Here is an 18,785-nt window from a genome sequence, read left to right as displayed (position 1 = left end):
GTTGGCAAACATTGGGGAGAAACAATGAAGTTACATGGATATTTATGGGTGCTAGGGAGTTTGTTTTGTTTGGGGGCTTGCGAGCGCTCGAACAAAGAAACACCGCATCTTAGTGATAATGGTGGGCGTATTGTTGCGCCCTATGGCAGTTGGCTGTCTCCCTTATCGGCGAATGATGTATTTGAACAGGCCGATAATGTCGCCGAGTTACAAAGCGTAGATGGGGCGATTTATTTCTCTGAATCTGATGGTGATAAGCAAGGCCAAGTAGGGATTAAGCGTCTCGATAAAAAGGGCAATATCGCCGACGTCGTGCCGCCAAGCTTTAATGTTAAATCCGCCGTCCATGAATACGGCGGTGCCGCCTTTTTAGGGATAGGCCAGAGTTTGTTTGCCACTAAGGCACAGGATCAACTGTTTTATCGTTTCGCCCCTAATCAACCACCCCTGCCGTTAACGCCTAATGGCACCCGTCATGCTGACTGTATCGCTTATCCTAAAGGGTCCCGGATTATCTGTGTGCGCGAGGATCATCGCCAGCCCGGTGAGCCCAAGGCGAGTCTAGTAACAATCAATCTTAACTTTGCTGGTGAAGGCGATACCTTTGTCTCGGGGCATGACTTTATTTCTTCGCCTGCCATCTCGCCCGATAACAGCCAACTGGCGTGGATCACGTGGGAACATCCCTATATGCCATGGGATAACAGTATTCTCTGGCTTGGCGATCTCGACCGCAAAGGGCAACTGCACAATATTCGTAAGGTCAACACGCCTACGGATTCTTCCGTGACACAGCCATTATTCAGCCCTGATGGACAATTGTATGTCGTGTCGGATATCAGTAACTGGTGGAATATCTATCGAGTCACAGCACAAAATACCTTAGCCCCAGTACTGAACAAAAAAGCCGAGTTTGCCGTGGCCGATTGGTATTTAGGCAATCACAACTACGCCTTCGAATCCGAAAAAACCATCATTGCCAGTTATATGCTTGGCAGTCAGGCGGCGCTAATTCGGTTGCATTTGGATTCGGGTTTGACCGAGTCCTTAGCCGTCGATTTCGGCGAAATCACCCAAGTGATCAGGGGCGAAGATGCTGTTTATTTTGTTGGCGCTAAGGCAACGCCAGAGAAGGGCATTTATAAAGTCATCGGCCGTGGCACTGAGTTGGTGTATACGCCTAACTTGCCAAAGCTTGATCCCAATTATATTTCTCGGGCAAAAAATATCACCTTTAAAACCGGCGTTAACCAGCAAGCCTACGGTTATTTTTATGGGCCAGTTAACCCCAACTATACTGCGCCCCATGATACCTGCCCGCCGCTGATAGTAATGTTGCACGGCGGCCCAACAGCGCGGGCGAGTCTGGCTTATCGCAGTGACATTCAATTTTGGACCAGCCGTGGCTTTGCGGTGCTCGATGTTAACTTTCGCGGTAGCAGTGGTTTTGGCCGTGCCTATCGTCAGAGTATTTACGGCAAATGGGGCCAAGCTGATGTGGAAGATGCGGTCAATGCGGCCCGTTATTTAGTCGATAAAGGTTGGGTTGATGGACAAAAGCTGGCGATTCGAGGCGTAAGCGCAGGTGGGTTGACTGTGATGTCGTCCTTGGCTTTTTATGATGTGTTTCAAGCGGGTGTCAGTTACGCGGGGATCAGTGATTTTGAACAGCTGGCCAAGAGTACCCATAAGTTTGAGACTGGGTATTTAGATCAGCTCATTGGTCCCTATGCGAACAATCAAGCCCGCTATAGGGAGTTGTCGCCGTTGTATCATCTTGAAGGCTTGAATGAGCCCTTGTTAATTTTTCAAGGCTTGCGGGATCAAATTGTGCCGCCACAGCAGTCGCGACAAATTTATGAGGCATTAAAAGTCAGAGGTGTGCCAACGGCTTATATTGCCTATCAAGATGAGCCACACGGCGGTTGGAAGCCCGAACACAGGGCCGCAGGATTAGAGACCGAACTCGCATTTTATGGGCAAGTGTTTAACTTCACCCCTGCGGGTAAGCTAGCAACATTGGTACTGGATAATGCTGCGGCGTTAAAGCCGACCTTAGTCCGCAATCAATAACGCAGTATTTACCGTTATGACTCTTGGCCGTCGCTAGTGCGACTGGCTTTACGACAACACTCAGAGCCTGCATCGTGCAGGCTTTGGTCTTTTTGGGATTTGTCTTCGTCAGTCTCATGACTCCCATGACTCTCGTTGTCCTCATGGCTTAGGCTATCGATAATCGCGCAGTGAGGCTGATCGCCGCCTTGGCATTGGGTCACCATGTGTTGTAATTGCGCCCTAAGCTGTTGCAACTTATTGATTTGCTCTTCGACATAGGCAAGGTGAGTGCGGGTAAGTTGTTTAACATCTTCGGCATTCCGGCTTTCATTGCCCTTAAGGCCAAGCAAGGATTTGCAATCCTCTAGGCTAAAACCTAAGTCGCGACATTGATGCACAAACTTAAGCGCTTCAATATCTTGATGGCGATAAACCCGATAACCCGCCTCATTGCGCTCGCCGCACACTAAGCCAATATCATGGTAATAACGGATACTCTTAACACTTAAGCCCGTTTGTTTTGCCACTTCGCCTATCTTCATCTTGACCTCTATTTTTCCAACTGAATGGTTTTTCGCCCAGCAATTAATTGTCGATGTGATCACATTGAGCAAATTCATCCTTGACTCTCCCGCAATGGGAGACTTTATCTTAGACCTATAGTGTAAAACATCAAGTGAGGGATCTCCCATGTCTATGACCAGACTCTATGTCGCCAATATGAATTGCGCTGGCTGCGTCGCGAAAATTGAAAAGGCGTTTGCCGCCCAAGCGGGCGTCGAAGCGCGTGTGAATCTCGCCGATAAACAAGTGACGGTAGAAGGCAAGATGAGCGCCGATGCTGTCTTAATTGTGATGGAAAAAGCAGGTTATCCGGCTCAGGTAGTGGTGGATGCAAAAGTCGCCGCCGAAGAAAAACGCCTAGAAGATGCCACTGAGTATCGGCTGCGGATGCGCCAAGCCATAGCGGCGCTCGTTGTGGGCGTGCCTATGATGCTGTGGGGATTATTGGGCGGCGAGATGATGATCAACAGTCCAGCTATGCAGCTTGGCTGGGGCATTATGGGACTGGTCACCTTGGCCTTGCTTGTCACCACGGGCGGACATTTCTATCAAGGCATGTGGCGGGCGCTAAAAGCCAAAACCACTAACATGGATACGCTGATTGTGCTGGGCACCAGTACGGCATGGGCTTATTCCATGCTGGTGGTCATTATGCCGAGCGCATTCCCTATGGATACCCGCCATGTGTACTTTGAGGCGAGTGTGATGATTCTAGGTTTGATTAACTTAGGTCACGGACTCGAACTTAAAGCGCGGGGCAAAACCAGTGAAGCGGTGCAGCGATTACTTGGATTGCAATCCACCACTGCGATTCGGATCACAGATAAGGGCGATGAAAAGGTTGAGATAAGTCAGCTGAAACTGGGCGATAAGCTGCGTTTGCGCCCCGGTGACCGAGTTGCCCTCGATGGTGAGGTTGAAACGGGGCAATCCCTACTCGATGAAGCCATGCTCACAGGTGAGCCCATTCCCGTGCTTAAAAATCGCGGCGACAGTGTGAGTGCGGGTACAGTCAATGGCAACGGCAGCTTAGTTTACCGAGTAACGGCGGGGCAAGAAGATACCAAACTCGCCAAAATCATCGCACTGGTGCAGCAAGCGCAAACCTCGAAATTACCCATAGGTCGATTGGCTGACAGAATCTCAGCGGTATTTGTCCCGACTGTGGTGGCTATAGCGCTGTTGGCGGCGGCAATTTGGTATTTTGTGGGGCCAGCACCCGCCTTAAGCCATGCGTTAGTGGTGCTGACGAGCGTGCTCATCATAGCGTGCCCCTGTGCGCTGGGGCTGGCGACACCTATGTCTATTATGGTGGCCGTTGGCCGCGCCGCCCAAATGGGCGTGTTAGTCAAAAATGGTGAGGCCTTGCAAACCGCCAGTAAAGTCGATTGTGTGGTACTGGATAAAACCGGCACTGTCACCTTAGGCAAGCCGCAAGTCACTGATTTTAATTTAGTGCAAACGCTGAGTGATGCCGACAAAGAGACTTTGCTGGGCGAGATTGCGAGTCTTGAGCAGCACTCTGAGCATCCGTTAGCGGGGGCGATTGTTAGTTATGCCAAGGAATCCTTGTCGCAATTGCCCGACACACAGGCATTTACGAACCATCAAGGTAAGGGGATTGAGGGCAAGGTCGATGGTGTATCGCTGGCGATTGGTAATCTCGCCTTGATGACGGCATTGGATATTGTCAATTCCGATGGCAGTGCCTTAGATCCAAAAGCGACATTAAGCTTTGCAAATCAAGGTAAAACTCCGATTTATGTCGCCAAAGCGGGCAAGTTAGTGGCCACTATCGCGCTTGCCGATCCGATTAAACCCGATGCTAAAGACGCCATCGCGGCCATGCTGCAAAGGGGGATTCGCGTTGTGCTGTTAACGGGGGATAACCCACAAACGGCGCAGGCGGTGGCCGACCAAGTGGGCATCACTGAAGTGATTGCCGGGGTACTCCCCGAGCAAAAACAACAGCATGTGCTGGATTTGCAAAAGCAAGGACATGTGGTGGCTATGGTAGGGGATGGCATTAACGATGCGCCTGCTCTGATGAGCGCCGATGTGGGGATTGCTATGGGATCGGGCACTGAGGTGGCGATTGAAAGTGCGGATATTACCTTGCTGTCGCAGCAGTTGATAGTGATTGCTAACTTATTGGCATTATCGCGGGCGACAATTACCAATATTAAGCAGAATCTGTTTGGCGCCTTTGTGTATAACAGCTTAGGCATTCCGGTTGCGGCAGGCGTGCTTTATCCACTCACGGGCATGTTATTAAGCCCTGTGATCGCGGGTGCCGCCATGGCTTTGTCTTCACTCACTGTCGTCACGAACGCCAACCGCTTAAGACGGCAGAAGTTATAAGCTGTCGATACCTAAGCTAACTCAAAATGTTGAAACGGGTATCTTGAGTTAGCTTAGGGCTATGTCCACATTAGCCCTTTGCGTCGGCAAGCTTTGCGACGCTAAAGGTCATCAGATTGTCATTCTGCTCGAATACATTGAAAGCTAAGCCAATAGGGTAAAATTAATTACGCTTCTCACGCAGGCATTGTGCGGCGATTTCGGCATTCCCTCTGGCTTTTGATCAGCCTTGGTAGTTGATAATTTAGCCCAAACTGCTATAGTGCCACGTTTATTTTTACCCCTTCGGCATAGCGTTATTTGGTTTATGCTTATTTAAAGCGGCGCCAGCTGGCTCGGCCAACATTACTCGATTTGGAAGTTCATTTTGATCACAACAGCAAATATCACCATGCAGTTCGGCGCTAAGCCACTGTTTGAAAACATCTCAGTTAAATTTGGCGGTGGTAACCGTTACGGTCTTATCGGCGCAAATGGCTGTGGTAAATCGACCTTCATGAAGATCCTGTGTGGTGATCTAGACCCTAGCAGCGGTAACGTCTCGTTAGATGTGAATGAGCGTCTGGGTAAACTAAGCCAGAACCAGTTCGGTTATGAAGAATTCAACCTGATCGATACCGTGATCATGGGCCACCGCGAACTGTGGAAGGTAAAGCAAGAGCGTGACCGTATTTATTCTTTACCTGAAATGAGTGAAGAAGACGGCATTACTGTAGCCAACCTAGAGATGGATTTTGCTGAGATGGACGGTTATACCGCCGAATCTCGCGCCGGTGAATTGCTGTTAGGTGTGGGTATCGGTATCGACAGCCATTTTGGTTTGATGTCTGAAATCGCTCCGGGTTTAAAACTGCGTGTACTGTTAGCGCAAGCCCTGTTCTCTGATCCAGACGTGCTGCTGCTCGACGAACCTACCAACAACTTGGACATCGACACTATCCGTTGGTTACAAGACATGTTGAACCAACGTAGCAGTACTATGGTTATTATTTCGCATGATAGATATTTCTTAAACTCAGTTTGTACTCACATGGCTGACTTAGACTACGGCGAATTGCGCGTTTACCCAGGTAACTACGACGAATACATGCAAGCGGCTACCCAAGCTCGCGAGCGTTTATTGTCTGATAATGCGAAGAAAAAAGCCCAGATCTCTGAGCTGCAAACCTTCGTAGCACGCTTCTCGGCTAACGCGTCTAAGGCGAAACAAGCCACCTCTCGTGCCCGTCAAATCGACAAGATTAAGTTAGACGAAGTCAAAGCCTCTAGCCGTGTGAACCCCTTCATTCGTTTCGAGCAAGAGAAGAAATTGTTCCGTAATGCTTTAGTGATTGAAAATCTGACTAAAGGTTACGATAAGCCACTATTTAAAGACTTAGACTTGATTGTTGAAGTGGGCGAGCGCATTGCGGTACTGGGTGAAAACGGTATCGGTAAAACGACCCTGTTACGTACCCTGATCCACGATATCCCGCAGGATGCAGGTACTATCCAATGGTCTGAAAACGCCAACATTGGTTACTATGCACAGGATCATGAGTCTGATTTCGCTAACGATATGACCTTGTTCGAGTGGATGAGCCAATGGCGCAAACCAGAAGATGACGACCAATCGGTACGTGGCATTTTAGGCCGTATGTTGTTTGGCTCTGACGACATTAAAAAGTCAGTCAAAGTGCTGTCTGGTGGTGAGAAAGGCCGTATGTTATTCGGCAAGCTCATCATGCAAAAAGCCAACATTTTAGTGCTCGACGAACCGACCAACCACATGGATATGGAATCGATCGAATCATTGAACAACGCACTGGAAATGTACGAAGGCACCTTGATTTTCGTGAGTCATGACCGTGCATTCGTATCGTCGCTGGCAAACCGTATCCTTGAAGTGACTCACACAGGCGTGAATGACTTCAGAGGCACTTACGATGAGTTCCTTGCCAGTAAAGGCATCGAAGTCTAAGGTTATTCTTGATTTAGCTGCATGTGTAAATGCATGCATCTAAATGCAGCATCAATAAAAACGCCGCAATGCATTGCGGCGTTTTTGTATCTGTTATCTGTCTATTATCTAGCGATTAGTTTTTTATGCACTTGATTCTAGCGCATTAGCGACGCTCGTTATTGCGCAGACTCTTGCTGCACATAAATCAAACTGTCGGTATCAAATCCGCGGGCTTTAGACATTTCAACAAACTTTTGCAGCACCTCGGGTGGCACAGTCGGAGTTTTAGCCAGTAGCCACAAATAATCCGTGTCGGGCCCTGATATAAAAGCGTATTGATAGTTTTCATGATCTAATTCGAAGACCACATACGATCCATAAAATGGCCCAAAGAAGGAGACTTTCAAATAGCCTTCTGAATCCCCATTGACAAAATAGGCCTTACCTTCGGCTTCTTTCCATTCGTTTTTAGCCGCTGAAAATCCACGGTTAATAACCATCACACCGCCATCGTCTTTCAGGCTGTATTCTGCACTAACTTGGCTTAACCCCTTTTCAAATGAATGATCTAAGCGCGCAATTTCGTACCATTTACCTAAGTATTTATTCAGCTCAAAATCATTAACGGGTTTAACCAATTTAGGCATGCCTAAACAACCGCTGAGCAAAAATATACTGATGACTAACAGTAGCTTTCTCAATTTGACCTCCTGATCTTAAGTCTTAGTTGCACATCTTAAGTTAAATGTTCAATCAATCCTCTGTCGAGCTTACACTATTTTCTTCATATTATTTCAGCAACTTGGCTTCTGTTGGTTAAAGTTCTGTTGTCTAAAGTCGTCTCGGCGAAGCCTTGTGGCTTACTCGCTTGCAATCTGAACTTTGCGTTGACTGATAAAGCCCATCAGCGCGACGACCACGCTTGCTATGCTTAAGCGGGTGAGTTTCTCGGCAAAGAAATAATGGGCGAAAATAGCCGACACCGTCCTGTGGACGGCGTCGATTTTGCCTTAAAAACTCACCCTAGGCTATGCCGATATATTAACTAAATAATGCTTTTACGTGAGCGGAAATGGTTAAAGCTATCTTGGCTGTAGGCCGCCTTAATCCGTTTTAACGCGGCGTAGTTATGGTCGAAGTACACATCAGTGGGGATGGCCTTATCTTTGAAGCTGATAAAGGCGCCCGAGGTGTTGGGGATGTCATAATTTCGGCTGGCATCAATCCAATCGAGTGCGCGATTAATGCGAGTAAACACTTGGCTATCCTGCAATTGTTGTTTCTCTTGCAGCGCGTTATTCCACCAAGTTTGATATTGAATCGTGTATTGTCTGTCCTTGTAGGGGAAGGCGCTGCGGCTCTTTTGCTCTTCGCCCATAGTGCGATAATAATCGCCCGCAATGGCGCCAAGGGTAACATAGGTAAATAGCCCCAATTGGCGATTACCTTCAAGCACATAGCGAGAAGTTAAGCTTTCAAGCAGTGGCTTATAACCGTCCCTTAGCCCCGTTTGATTGACTAAGCGCGAGGTAACTTTATGGGGCGCGGGCTCATCCAAATCGGGTGGCGTCGGTGAGCGGTTTATGCCTTGCAAGTCCGCTTGCAGATGATGAAAAGATTCCCTTTCCCAATTGGCCATTAAGTTTTCACCGTAGGCTTTGGTGAGTCCGCCCATACCCTCGATGCGAATATCATTGGGGACTAGGTCAAACTCATTAAATTGTGTCTGGATAAAGTGATTCAGACTGGCGGAATTGCCTTCCCAAAAGCCATACATCAAGCAGTTATGCTTAATCGACTCTGTGTCTATGTCAGGCGTTTTGTGTTGTTCTGCGGGGAAATGTCTGGCATTTATCTTGAGATTGGTACCAATCAAACAGCCTGTGCTGTCGGCATTAATGATGGCTTCCCAGCGCTGTAAAATGTCTTTGGTTGGGGTGTGCTCAATGAGTTCATGGGTTTGTTTATCATAGCAATTCCACTCTAATTCAAACTTGAGCAGGCAAGGCGGTAGTGGAAAGGTTTGCACAAAAAAGCGGGTCACTATGCCGTAACTTAATCCGCCGCCACCCTTGAGCGCCCAGAGTAACTCAGGTTTATTGGCAACCGAGACGACTTGGGTTTCACCAATGCCAAGGACAATTTCTGCCTGTAATAGGGATTCGCAGCACATGCCGTATTTGCGGGTCCAAGGTCCTGAGCCGCCGCCCATAATAAATCCCGCTAAGGCAACGCTGCCACTGGTGCCATGGGGGATCATCACGCCTTTTTTCGCAAGGGCTGTGGTGAGATTGATAAAGCGATTGCCTGGGCCAATGGCCGCAATACCTGTGATGGGATCTAAAGTGAGGCTATCCATCTTCAGCAGATCCAACACTATGGTATTGGTCTCAGAGCTTTCACCTTCGTGATCATTCCCACCCGAGCGCACGCTGATCGGCAAGTTATAATCGATAGCCGCTTTATAGGCGATTTTAACTTCTTCAGTGGAAGTGCATTTGATGATCGCCAGAGGCTTTTTTTGTAACCTGCGGTTGAACAGCTGGCAAGCCTGTTGGTAGGCAATCATTTGCTTACCCGTGCTGACCGAGAATTGTTGCTCACTATAATAATGGCCAGCGGTAATAATATTGTCGGCCGGAATGTGTGCGCGAACTTCATTGATGAAATTAACAAAGTTTTTGGCTTGGGTGATCACTAAGTTTTCACTGATCCGCACTTCTGCACTTAATTCTTCTTCGGTCGATTGCATAATCAAACAATCCCGTTCGAGTTCATTCGCGACGGTCACTTTAATGTTCGAACGATAGGCCGTCAGCGATTTAAATACTTCGATATTGAGGGTGGTATCCGCTTGATTGCTCGCCGCGTAATTAACGACATAATTAAAATTAGGCCAAGTGTTATAGTCACACTCAATAATATAGGCCCGGCGTTCGTGGGGCGGAATAATCTTAGGCAGTTGTTGATTATAGGCGTTGCTATCCGCGGTGGTTTTTATGAATTGATATTCAGTATCATTAAATATGACCAGCAGCACTTTTTGTCTTTGAAGTGGGATAACGTTTTCATCACGAAAATTATATACATCATGATGCTGATAAATGTAAAGGTTATTTTCGGTAATCGATTTTTGTTGCGCCGGATTACGATAATAGTCGACGATTTCGGTTCGGGTTAATAATCGATTAAGTAAAGTTATGCCAAATATTTCACCATCGAAATGAGTGTCGCGGTGATTGGGTAATGACACGTTTTCAATTAAAAACTCATTGTCAGCAACCAGTGACAGATTATTGAGTTGTGTATGGGTAATTTCACCATCCACATAACAATTGATTTCATGGTATTCATGGCAGATAGACAATAAGTGCCACTGGCTGTCGTTAAGTCCACCTAAGGTTGAAATTGCCTCAACCCGCAGCAAGGTGGTATTAATCACGCATTCAATATGCCCCAGTGAATTAATATCCACCGCGAAATAGGTATCTTCTCGATCGGTTTTATAATGGAACACACGCCCACCTGCGCTGGTTTTTACCCAACACTGGCAAGTAAATATGGCAAGGGGTGACGTGCTCACGGGTAAGCTTTTTTCAATCACTGCCCGTATATTTCTTGATGCCTCAAGCTTATTCATATTCGTGCGTCCTTTCGTGTGCTTTGCGTGTTTTACCTCAGTGCGCTAAAGCGCAACTGGGGTAATTCATCCCGTGGTTAATCCATCGCGGGTAACTAAGTCGCGGGTAAATCAGTTTTGGTTTAATAAGTCGCCAATTAATGGGGATTAAAGCGACGTATTGATCCTGTCACGGCCATCGGCTTTGGCGCGATACAATGCGGTATCGGCGGCGCACAGCATGGCGAGTGAGGTACGGAATTGGCCATTGATTTCACTCGCAATCCCTTGGCTCGCGCTCACAGATACATAGTCGCGCAGGCCTTGCTCAGTAAAGCGCAGGTCATTAATCCCTTGCTGCACTTTTTGGGCAATCGTCAGTGCCATTTTGGCATTGTGGCTTGGTAGAATTAGCGCGAATTCTTCACCGCCGTAACGCGCTGCCAGGCCAATGTCTATCGGCACTATGTCAGCAATCACTTTGGCAATCTTACGTAGGCATTCGTCGCCTTGGATATGGCCGAATTGGTCGTTGAACACTTTGAAATAATCCACATCGATAATCACCACGCTGATAGGGCGCAGCTTACCTGTGCATTCTTCCCAATAGTGATGCAGCATTTCGTCGAAGTATCGGCGGTTCGCCAGCCCAGTCAGTGAATCTGTGGCGGCCAATTTACGTAGCTTTTGATTCTCCGCTTTGTGCTGCGTTAAATCGTGCATCATCATCACGAACAGAGGTTCATGGCTGGGGATGTAGGAAATGGAAAGTTCGACATCTTTTGCTTTGCCTGAGGCGGTAATGAGGGTGATTTCTTCGGCGCAGTGCTGCACTGGAATGCCGCAGTTTTTGCCTAGTTTAATATCATTGCTCAGCAGATTGTCGTAGCGAGCTTGATGGTGCTCGGTCAAAAAGTTACGCCAATCTTGTCCCTTCAAACTGGCCTGAGGGCATGTCAGTAAGTCAGCACCTTTGCTATTGCTAAAGTAAATGTAACCTTGGGCATTGACGATAATCACCGGCTCGGTCAGATGCTGAATAAACTGTTGAATCGTTTCAATCGAGGCATGCTCGAAGAAGGTTAACGGCAATGCGGGCTCGACCAAGCCTTGCTGCGCAGTACACTGTAAGCCATTGTCTTCACCCACAAGTGATAATGGATGTTGTGAGCGAGTCTGTTTAGGTGAGCTTGTCATTGTTATCATTCTCCGTGAACCTAATGTCATCTGCGCTAAGCGCTTTTCTGATGATGACTTTATTCTCTGCAAAGAAAAGATACCTTCTGCTTACCTTCCGATTTAATCTATTGTTTATAAAGATTTTAAATTTACTCTTCTCACGGTGAATTCTCAGGTTTAGCTGAAACGTGCGAGGTTTTTGGGCATGGCTAAGTTGAAAGAGTGGCACTCATGAGTGGCTTTTTGGCTATTAAGCGGCAAGCGCAAAGGATGTTAGTGTCGAAATTTAACCGCAGATAAACAGTGGAAAACGGCTCGTTCACCCTAAAGGTTGATTTGGATGCAGAGCTTCGCTACTCGATTTTCCTCTACACCATTTACCACCTTGCTGAAGTTTAAAAGCGCACATCGCATCCCAACGACCACTGATGCCACTGTACTGGCGGCGAAAATCTTTAGCAGAGCTGAGCCAAGCATCTGATGTAATCCCTAACTCATTGAGCAGTTTTGGTCGCTGATTATCGATAAAGCCTTTTTTATCATGGCGAATGGCGCGGCCAGTCCAATCGATAAGTTCCAGATAATCCGCAAAATGAAAAGGGATGCCCGTTTGTTGACTAGAGTGTGTCGCCGCATCGAACTTGGCGAGAGATTTGTTTATCGTTTGAGGCTTATTTTTTGCGGATTGGACTGGTGCTTGCGGTGAGATGATGATGTTATTTACCTGCTTGAGTGCACTAATTCTTTCTTGAATAGAGGTGAAATCAGAAGATTGTAAAGAGTCGGCAATCCCTGCTCGAATAGGGTTTAAATCCACGTACATCATGCAGGCTAGTAAGGCTTGCTCATCTAGCAAAGCTTGGGATTTGAAACGGCCTTCCCAGAACGCGCCTTTACACTCATCTTCACGATTCGCTTTACGGGCAATTTCTTCGTTCAGGCAGCGCATAAACCAAGATATGCTGGATAAACGTTCATGCCATTCGGTAATTAACCCATCGAGCAGCATGCGTTCACCGTCAATTAAAGCTTCACCATTCATATACTTAGTTGCGACAGTATGGCCTTTAGTTATTTGACACCACCGGCTGATAACCTCTTTTGGGCTTAAGGTTTTTGCTTCCTCAACATCAATTTTAAGTACTAGATGGTAATGGTTGTTCATCACTGCATAGGCGCAAATGTCGATACAAAAGATAGCAGATAATGCTTTGATTTTATCGACAATCCAGCCACGTCTATGTTCATAACTGCGGCCTGTGAGTTTATCTTCACCGCACAGAAAAGCCCTTCTGACACAGCGATTTATCACATGATAGAAGGGCGTTGTATTAGCATCGATAAGCATTCTTCTGGCCGAGGTCATGACTCGCTCCAAACAGACAAGGTGAAGATAATCTAAAGACTAGTAGAAGAGGGGACAAAGCACAAAAAGACATGGCTGTCCCGGCTTTTCTCCTTTAGAGCTCATTTCAGGAGTCACTTATCTCGAAAAGATATGGCTGTCCCCGCTTTTTCTTTTTATCGACAATCCAGCCACGTCGATGCTCATAACTGCGCCCAGTGAGTTTATCTTCACCACACAAAAAAGCCTTTCTGACACAGCGATTAATCACATGATAGAAGGGGGTTGTATTAGCATCGATAAGCATTCTTCTGGCCGAGGTCATCACTCGCTCCAAACAGACAAGGTGAAGATAATTTAAAGACTAGTAGAAGAGGGGACAAAGCACAAAAAGATATGGCTGTCCCCACTTATTCGAAGAGGGGACAAAGCATAAAAGACATGGCTGTCCCCACTTATTTGTTCTTCGCAAAGAAAAGATACCTTCTGCTTACCTTCCGATTTAATCTATTGTTTATAAAGGTTTTAAATTTACTCTTCTCGCGATAAATTCTTTGATTTAGCAGAACTGAGCGAGGTTTTTGGGCATGGCTAAGTTAAAAGAGTGGCACCCATGAGTGGATTTTTGGCTATTAAGCGGCAAGCGCAAAGGATGTTAGTATCGAAATTTAACCGCAGATAAAGAGTGGGGAAATGGCTCGTTCACCCTAAAGGTTGATTTGGATGCAGAGCTTCGCTACTCGATTTTCCCCTACACCATTTACCTCCTTGCTGAAGTTTAAAAGCGCACATCGCATCCCAACGACCACTGATGCCACTGTACTGGCGGCAAAACTCTTTGGCTGAAAGCAGCCATGCATCGGATGCAATCCCTAACTCATTGAGCACTTTTGGTCGCTGATTATCGATAAAGCCTTTTTTATCATGGCGAATCGCGCGGCCAGTCCAATCGATAAGTTCCAGATAATCCGCAAAATGAAAAGGGATGCCCGTTTGTTGACTAGAGTGTGTCGCCGCATCGAACTTGGCGAGAGATTTGTTTATCGTTTGAGGCTTATTTTTTGCGGATTGGACTGGTGCTTGCGGTGAGATGATGATGTTATTTACCTGCTTGAGTGCATTAATTCTTCGTCTATGCTCATAACTGCGCCCCGTGAGTTTATCTTCACCGCACAAAAAAGCCCTTCTGACACAGCGATTTATCATATGATAGAAGGGCGTAGCACTGGTATCAATTAACAGTCTTCTGGCCGAAGTCATGACAAACTCCACACAGACAAAATCAAGATAATTAAAAGCCTAGTAAAGGAGGGAACAATGCATAATAAGACATGGCTGTTCCCCGCTTTTTCAGCGTCACTAGCAACCAAAGACAGTGCTGTTATGGGAAAACGGAGGATAAGCGGATGTCTTGTGAGAAATGCTCTGCCGCAGCGACAGAGCATTTAGAGCTCATTTCAGGAGGCACTTATCTCGAAAAGATATGGCGGTCCCCGCTTTTCCCAGTATTTCAGAAAGATCTAATCTTCTCGGTCAATAATTTGTGGATCTGGACTTATAAGCCATACAGAGTGATCAGCATATTTTAGAATTAATTGGAATTTGATAATTCCAGCTGTTTTATGCAAATCATTAATGGTTACTACTCTTCCCCCCTCTTCAATCAACACACTATTTATGTTGCCATTAAAAGGATTTAGAAAACCAACACCAACAAACTGAACTAAGTCAGGGGTATCGATTAATTGGTAGCGGATAGCTTCTGCTTTATAAACCTCGACATTTCCATGGCAGGGCTCGCCATCTTTGGAATAACTAAATACAGCTTGACCGTCATTAATTTGTATAGAAAGATTAATCAAAGGATCTCGGGTTGCCTGAAATTGGCTCATAAACTTTTCCTTATGTTTGTGTTTAATTATTACGACTTTCAGTTATTTTTATTTACGATAACAAAGATACTTATTACTTATAAATCAGGTTAAAAATTGAAGTTGGTTATCCCCATAGTCTTTAAACTACTTAGCAGCGTTTGATTTTTCTCCAATGTTCCGAGGCAATCTAGCGCTTTAGCGTAGGGTTGTAGGTACTGAGGATCTCTATCTTTTTGTTGGATCGGTTCTAGCATTTCTTTGACTTGAATGCAGGATTTTTGAACTGCAGGCATATCTTGTCGTTGTTTAGATAATTTGGCGCTAAGTAGCTCAACTTCAGCAAAGCTGGCAAGATACTTAAAATCATCGGGTGCGTCTTTTATTATTTCATTTAATATGAGTGAGGCCTCCTCAAGTGATTCTTTGCATTGTTGATTTTTTCCCATTATAAAATAGTACTGTGCCGAATTTTTGAGGAATATTGCTTTGAGTGCACTATAGCGTCGGCTGTTAATGAAAGCCTTATTCTCTTGTTCAAGCTCAGCTCGCAAATATTCAGGTGTATAATAACTTCGTGGATCTTTGAGTGTTGCGTTAAGTGACATTAATTGGAATTTGAGATAATAAAGCTGGGTTTTCCAAGCGGTATTTTTAGGATCTAATATTACTGCTTGTTGCATCAGTTTTTCACCCTGCAAGGCGTTATTGAATGCTTCAAGCATTGAGCCTTGGTATTCAAACAAAGTAGAGCTGGTCCTCAAACTGCTGGCATATCGATCAAGTAGATAGCCATCCGTATTATTTGTTTTTGTAATAGACTTCAACTCTGTTTGAAGCTGATTATGTATAGATATAGCAGAGTTTAGTTGACCTCTAGAACGCCACGTTCGTGCAAGCCAAGAACGAGTATCTGCTATATCTGCCTGCAGTTGCTTATTGTTAGGATCCTGAGTCAGAGCTAATAATTTTAGTCTGAGTGACTCATCGAAGTAGCTTGTAGCTTTATCAAATTGCTGTTGCTTCATTGCTAGTGAACCTAGCGTATTGTTAGCGTAGGATAGTTCCATGAGAGCATTTTTATCGTCGGAAGCTAGCTTATACATGACCTGGCTATAACTTAGATACTGCTCAAAGTAGGGCTTAGCGCTTTCCCAATCACTCATATCGTATTTTATCTGCCCAAGCCAAAATGCATTTGCGCCTAAGGTTTTTAATAACTCTAGGTTTGTCGGTTGCTCAGTATAGAGATTGGTTAGCTTAGTTTGAGCGGCGAGAAGCGCTGTCTTGGCCTCATCTAGCTTATCGCGTGAATACGCGACTTCACCCATTGCCTCTAGTGTTTGTCCATGTTGTAGGCGAGCTTCAAGGCTCAGATGTTGATCGCCGTTGTCATTGGAAAAATCACTGAAATATTCCAGTGCTTTATTGCTGATCCCGTCGAGTAAGTCCATTCGGCCGATGCCGCGCATCTTGTCGGCGAAGTCGCCCACCATGAAACCGAGCAAATCTTCGGCGGCGAGGCGTTTTTGCAGGGCGAGTTTTTCAGCTTCTATGCTGCGCACACTCATGATAATGGAGGTGAGGGTGAGGACGCATAACAGGGTAACGGTTAAACGCCTCGTCCAGCGCAACATATTGGCGCGTTTGGTGGAGGCTGCGATAAAGGCGGTTTCGGGATCGTCTAAATCGAATAACGGATTTTGGCTGAGGCTTTGGGCTTCTTTTAAAGGTTTACCTTCAGCGAGTAGATAGGCGCTGTGTTTGGCTTCGCTGAGCCAGCGTGTTGAAAGATGCTGCAGGCGACTCTTAATGCTCAAACTGTCACTATGTTCGCTAATCCAAGCCGTCGCCCGTGGCCAACGGCGCAGCAGGGCTTCGTGGGCGATGCTAAAACAGGGTTCACCATTTTGCAGATGCGACACGAATAAGCGGCTATCGACCATGGCTTGCACTAGGGCGGTTTCGGCGGTGCTTTGCAGCTGCGACCAGCGGGCGGTGCGGCTGGTGATGGACTTTTCATCTTCGCGCAAGGTGACTAGCAGGGATAAAATCCGTGGCAGACTGGCTTTTTCGGCATCGCTTAAATGGGAAATCGCTTGCTCGGCATTTTTACCAATCGCCCCTTCAATACCGCCAAGGGCATGATAAACCGAGACTAATAACTTATCGTCGGCGCTGCGCTGCAAATACAAGGCCTGCAGCGTGTATTGCAACATGGGCAGTGCATCTGGGTTACTGGCGGCGTCGCTGCAGAGCATTTCATCGAGCGGCATCGCGGTTTCGCTGTCAACTTCCCAGCTTAAGTTGGCGGCCACCGCAGGCAGGCGGATCATTTGCAACAGTTCAGTGCGTGTCGGCGGCGCTAAGTCAAAGTGGGCGCCGCGAGATTTACCGGCCATTAAGCTTGGGTAGCCCACAAGTAAAGGATAAAAATCGTTGCGACAGGCACTGATAATAATCACGGCCTTAGAGGTAGCGAGTTGTTCCAGCAGTTCAACAAATACCGTGCGCTCGGTGTCGCTAAATAGCGGTGATGAGAGCAACACTTCTAATCGGTCGATAAACAAGGCAAAAAACGGCTGAGTAAAGGGCTGAACCTTGAGAGCTTGGGTGCACTGGTTGATTACGCCTTGGATATCTTCGATGAGTTGAACCGCCAGAGTATCGGCACTCATGCCTTCGAATACTGGCGTGTCATTGATTTCCCAGTCGAGCATAGCGCTGGCAAGATCGGTTAGCAGTTGCCCTTTACTCACATCGGCAAAATCTAAGCTGCTGAATGACGCGACGCCAATGCCGTTATAGCCACCGCCCTTCATTAAATTGGGGACGACACCGGCATTTATCAGGGAGGATTTACCGCTGCCACTTGGGCCTAAAACCAGACAGAAGGCACGGCCATAGATGATTTGCTGGCTGATACGGTTAAGCAAAGTGCTGATTTGTTCACTGCGACCAAAAAACACCTCGGCATAGTTAGCGCTATAGGCTTGCAGACCCGGAAAGGGCGAGCCGCCTTGCCAACTTTGCGGGCTGGCGGTGGCTTCGTGGCCGATAGGAAAACGCACTTCGGCTAAGGTGCGATAGCCGCGTTTGCGTATGGTTTCTATATAGGTGGGATCGGTGGCGCTATCGCCTAATGCTCTACGTAACTGATTGATAATTTTATGTAGTGGGTTGTCGCCAGTATCAACACCCGGCCAGCAGTGGCTGACTATTTCATCACTGCTGATGACTTCGCCCGCCCGTTGGCAGAGAAATAACAGCACATCCATCGCCTTGGGCTCAAGTTGTTTGACTTGTTTGCCAAGGAGCAGACTATTGGCGCTGGGATTGATTTGCCACTCACCAAAGAAAAATGTGCTGTCACTCATAACGATATCCATTTATTGAGTATTGGCTAGCGTACTGTGGGAAAACGTATCGTTAGTTACCACTCTTATAGTTATATTTTTGTTATTTTTTATTGTAAGTGCTCGGCTGTTGTCAGCCTAAGGTTTGATGTCAAAGCCTTGACATTATGCCTATTACATTTGTTATTTAAAAGGAATAACCCTTGATAATCAATGTAAATTTTATTCATGGCAGCTATGGGTAATCATCTGCAGCTTGTCATTTTTCTGTCAACAGTTTGTGCTTTACGTAGCATGTTAAATAACGCGGCGGCTTTTGGCTGTTTATTAGCAAAACATCAATAATGGAAAAGTGCCCACTATGGGCACTTTTCAATGAGAGAGAAAACTCGGGCGGATTAACTTTATCGGGCTAACTTTGTCGTGTTAGCTTGGGGCGGTTAACTTGAGCCTCGCCTCTGGTTTAACATTGGCATTTAAAGCCCGCGTCTTC

At 46.5% G+C, this 18,785-nt stretch carries 11 protein-coding genes; 3 read left to right on the top strand and 8 right to left on the bottom strand.

All coding sequences use genetic code 11. From position 1 onward, the window contains the following. Nucleotides 1–24 precede the first annotated feature (24 nt). The gene (locus Q4Q57_RS00370; RefSeq protein WP_311889222.1) at nucleotides 25–2,073 is read left to right on the top strand and encodes a prolyl oligopeptidase family serine peptidase; all 2,049 of its coding nucleotides are present in this window, start codon (nucleotides 25–27) and stop codon (nucleotides 2,071–2,073) included. Between the two features lie 14 nt (nucleotides 2,074–2,087). Here the strand turns inward: Q4Q57_RS00370 and Q4Q57_RS00365 are convergent, their stop codons facing one another. Next, nucleotides 2,088–2,597 carry a MerR family DNA-binding protein gene (locus Q4Q57_RS00365; RefSeq protein WP_311889221.1) on the bottom strand — a complete coding sequence of 170 codons (510 nt, stop codon included), beginning with the start codon at nucleotides 2,595–2,597 and terminating at the stop codon, nucleotides 2,088–2,090. A 148-nt stretch (nucleotides 2,598–2,745) separates the two neighbouring features. On the opposite strand from Q4Q57_RS00365, the gene Q4Q57_RS00360 reads away from it, so the two are divergent. Then, nucleotides 2,746–4,980, top strand: a complete 2,235-nt coding sequence (locus Q4Q57_RS00360) for a heavy metal translocating P-type ATPase (RefSeq protein ID WP_311889220.1) — start codon at nucleotides 2,746–2,748, stop codon at nucleotides 4,978–4,980. A gap of 367 nt (nucleotides 4,981–5,347) precedes the next feature. Then, nucleotides 5,348–6,940, top strand: a complete 1,593-nt coding sequence (locus tag Q4Q57_RS00355; RefSeq protein WP_311889219.1) for an ABC-F family ATPase — start codon at nucleotides 5,348–5,350, stop codon at nucleotides 6,938–6,940. 158 nt (nucleotides 6,941–7,098) lie between these two features. Here Q4Q57_RS00355 and Q4Q57_RS00350 read toward each other — a convergent pair whose 3' ends face one another. From Q4Q57_RS00350 to Q4Q57_RS00315, 7 genes are all read right to left on the bottom strand, one after another. Beyond that, nucleotides 7,099–7,623 (bottom strand): lipocalin family protein, encoded by a 525-nt coding sequence (locus Q4Q57_RS00350; RefSeq protein ID WP_311889218.1) that lies wholly within the window; start codon nucleotides 7,621–7,623, stop codon nucleotides 7,099–7,101. Between the two features lie 344 nt (nucleotides 7,624–7,967). Further along, complete coding sequence (locus tag Q4Q57_RS00345; RefSeq protein ID WP_311889217.1) at nucleotides 7,968–10,562, bottom strand: FAD-binding protein; 2,595 nt, start codon at nucleotides 10,560–10,562, stop codon at nucleotides 7,968–7,970. Nucleotides 10,563–10,709: 147 nt separating this feature from the next. Next, entirely contained in the window at nucleotides 10,710–11,738 is a 1,029-nt protein-coding gene (locus Q4Q57_RS00340; RefSeq protein ID WP_006081041.1) for a diguanylate cyclase, read from the bottom strand. A 301-nt stretch (nucleotides 11,739–12,039) separates the two neighbouring features. After that, the gene (locus Q4Q57_RS00335; protein ID WP_311889216.1) at nucleotides 12,040–13,086 is read right to left on the bottom strand and encodes a transposase; all 1,047 of its coding nucleotides are present in this window, start codon (nucleotides 13,084–13,086) and stop codon (nucleotides 12,040–12,042) included. Nucleotides 13,087–13,767: 681 nt separating this feature from the next. Then, nucleotides 13,768–14,325, bottom strand: a complete 558-nt coding sequence (locus tag Q4Q57_RS00325; protein ID WP_311889215.1) for a hypothetical protein — start codon at nucleotides 14,323–14,325, stop codon at nucleotides 13,768–13,770. A 260-nt stretch (nucleotides 14,326–14,585) separates the two neighbouring features. Continuing rightward, nucleotides 14,586–14,957: a DP-EP family protein gene (locus tag Q4Q57_RS00320; RefSeq protein ID WP_107402229.1), complete on the bottom strand. Its 372-nt coding sequence runs from the start codon at nucleotides 14,955–14,957 to the stop codon at nucleotides 14,586–14,588. Between the two features lie 89 nt (nucleotides 14,958–15,046). Beyond that, on the bottom strand, nucleotides 15,047–18,313 hold the full coding sequence (locus tag Q4Q57_RS00315) for a winged helix-turn-helix domain-containing protein (protein WP_311889214.1): 3,267 nt from the start codon (nucleotides 18,311–18,313) through the stop codon (nucleotides 15,047–15,049). Nucleotides 18,314–18,785: the final 472 nt, after the last annotated feature.

Origin of the sequence: Shewanella sp. SP2S2-6, from assembly GCF_031931965.1 — a bacterium.
GTDB lineage: Bacteria > Pseudomonadota > Gammaproteobacteria > Enterobacterales > Shewanellaceae > Shewanella > Shewanella baltica.
The sequence above is the reverse complement of the archived record's forward strand: the minus strand, read 5'-3'. Positions and strand labels throughout refer to the sequence as shown.

Bases quoted from the DNA above. Each gene is read 5' to 3' on its own strand.
- Q4Q57_RS00315 (WP_311889214.1), bottom strand. From the start codon at position 18,313: ATGAGTGACAGCACATTTTTCTTTGGTGAGTGGCAAATCAATCCCAGC.
- Q4Q57_RS00360 (WP_311889220.1), top strand. From the start codon at position 2,746: ATGTCTATGACCAGACTCTATGTCGCCAATATGAATTGCGCTGGCTGC.
- Q4Q57_RS00365 (WP_311889221.1), bottom strand. From the start codon at position 2,597: ATGAAGATAGGCGAAGTGGCAAAACAAACGGGCTTAAGTGTTAAGAGT.
- Q4Q57_RS00370 (WP_311889222.1), top strand. From the start codon at position 25: ATGAAGTTACATGGATATTTATGGGTGCTAGGGAGTTTGTTTTGTTTG.
- Q4Q57_RS00340 (WP_006081041.1), bottom strand. From the start codon at position 11,738: ATGACAAGCTCACCTAAACAGACTCGCTCACAACATCCATTATCACTT.
- Q4Q57_RS00320 (WP_107402229.1), bottom strand. From the start codon at position 14,957: ATGAGCCAATTTCAGGCAACCCGAGATCCTTTGATTAATCTTTCTATA.
- Q4Q57_RS00325 (WP_311889215.1), bottom strand. From the start codon at position 14,325: ATGACTTCGGCCAGAAGACTGTTAATTGATACCAGTGCTACGCCCTTC.
- Q4Q57_RS00335 (WP_311889216.1), bottom strand. From the start codon at position 13,086: ATGACCTCGGCCAGAAGAATGCTTATCGATGCTAATACAACGCCCTTC.
- Q4Q57_RS00345 (WP_311889217.1), bottom strand. From the start codon at position 10,562: ATGAATAAGCTTGAGGCATCAAGAAATATACGGGCAGTGATTGAAAAA.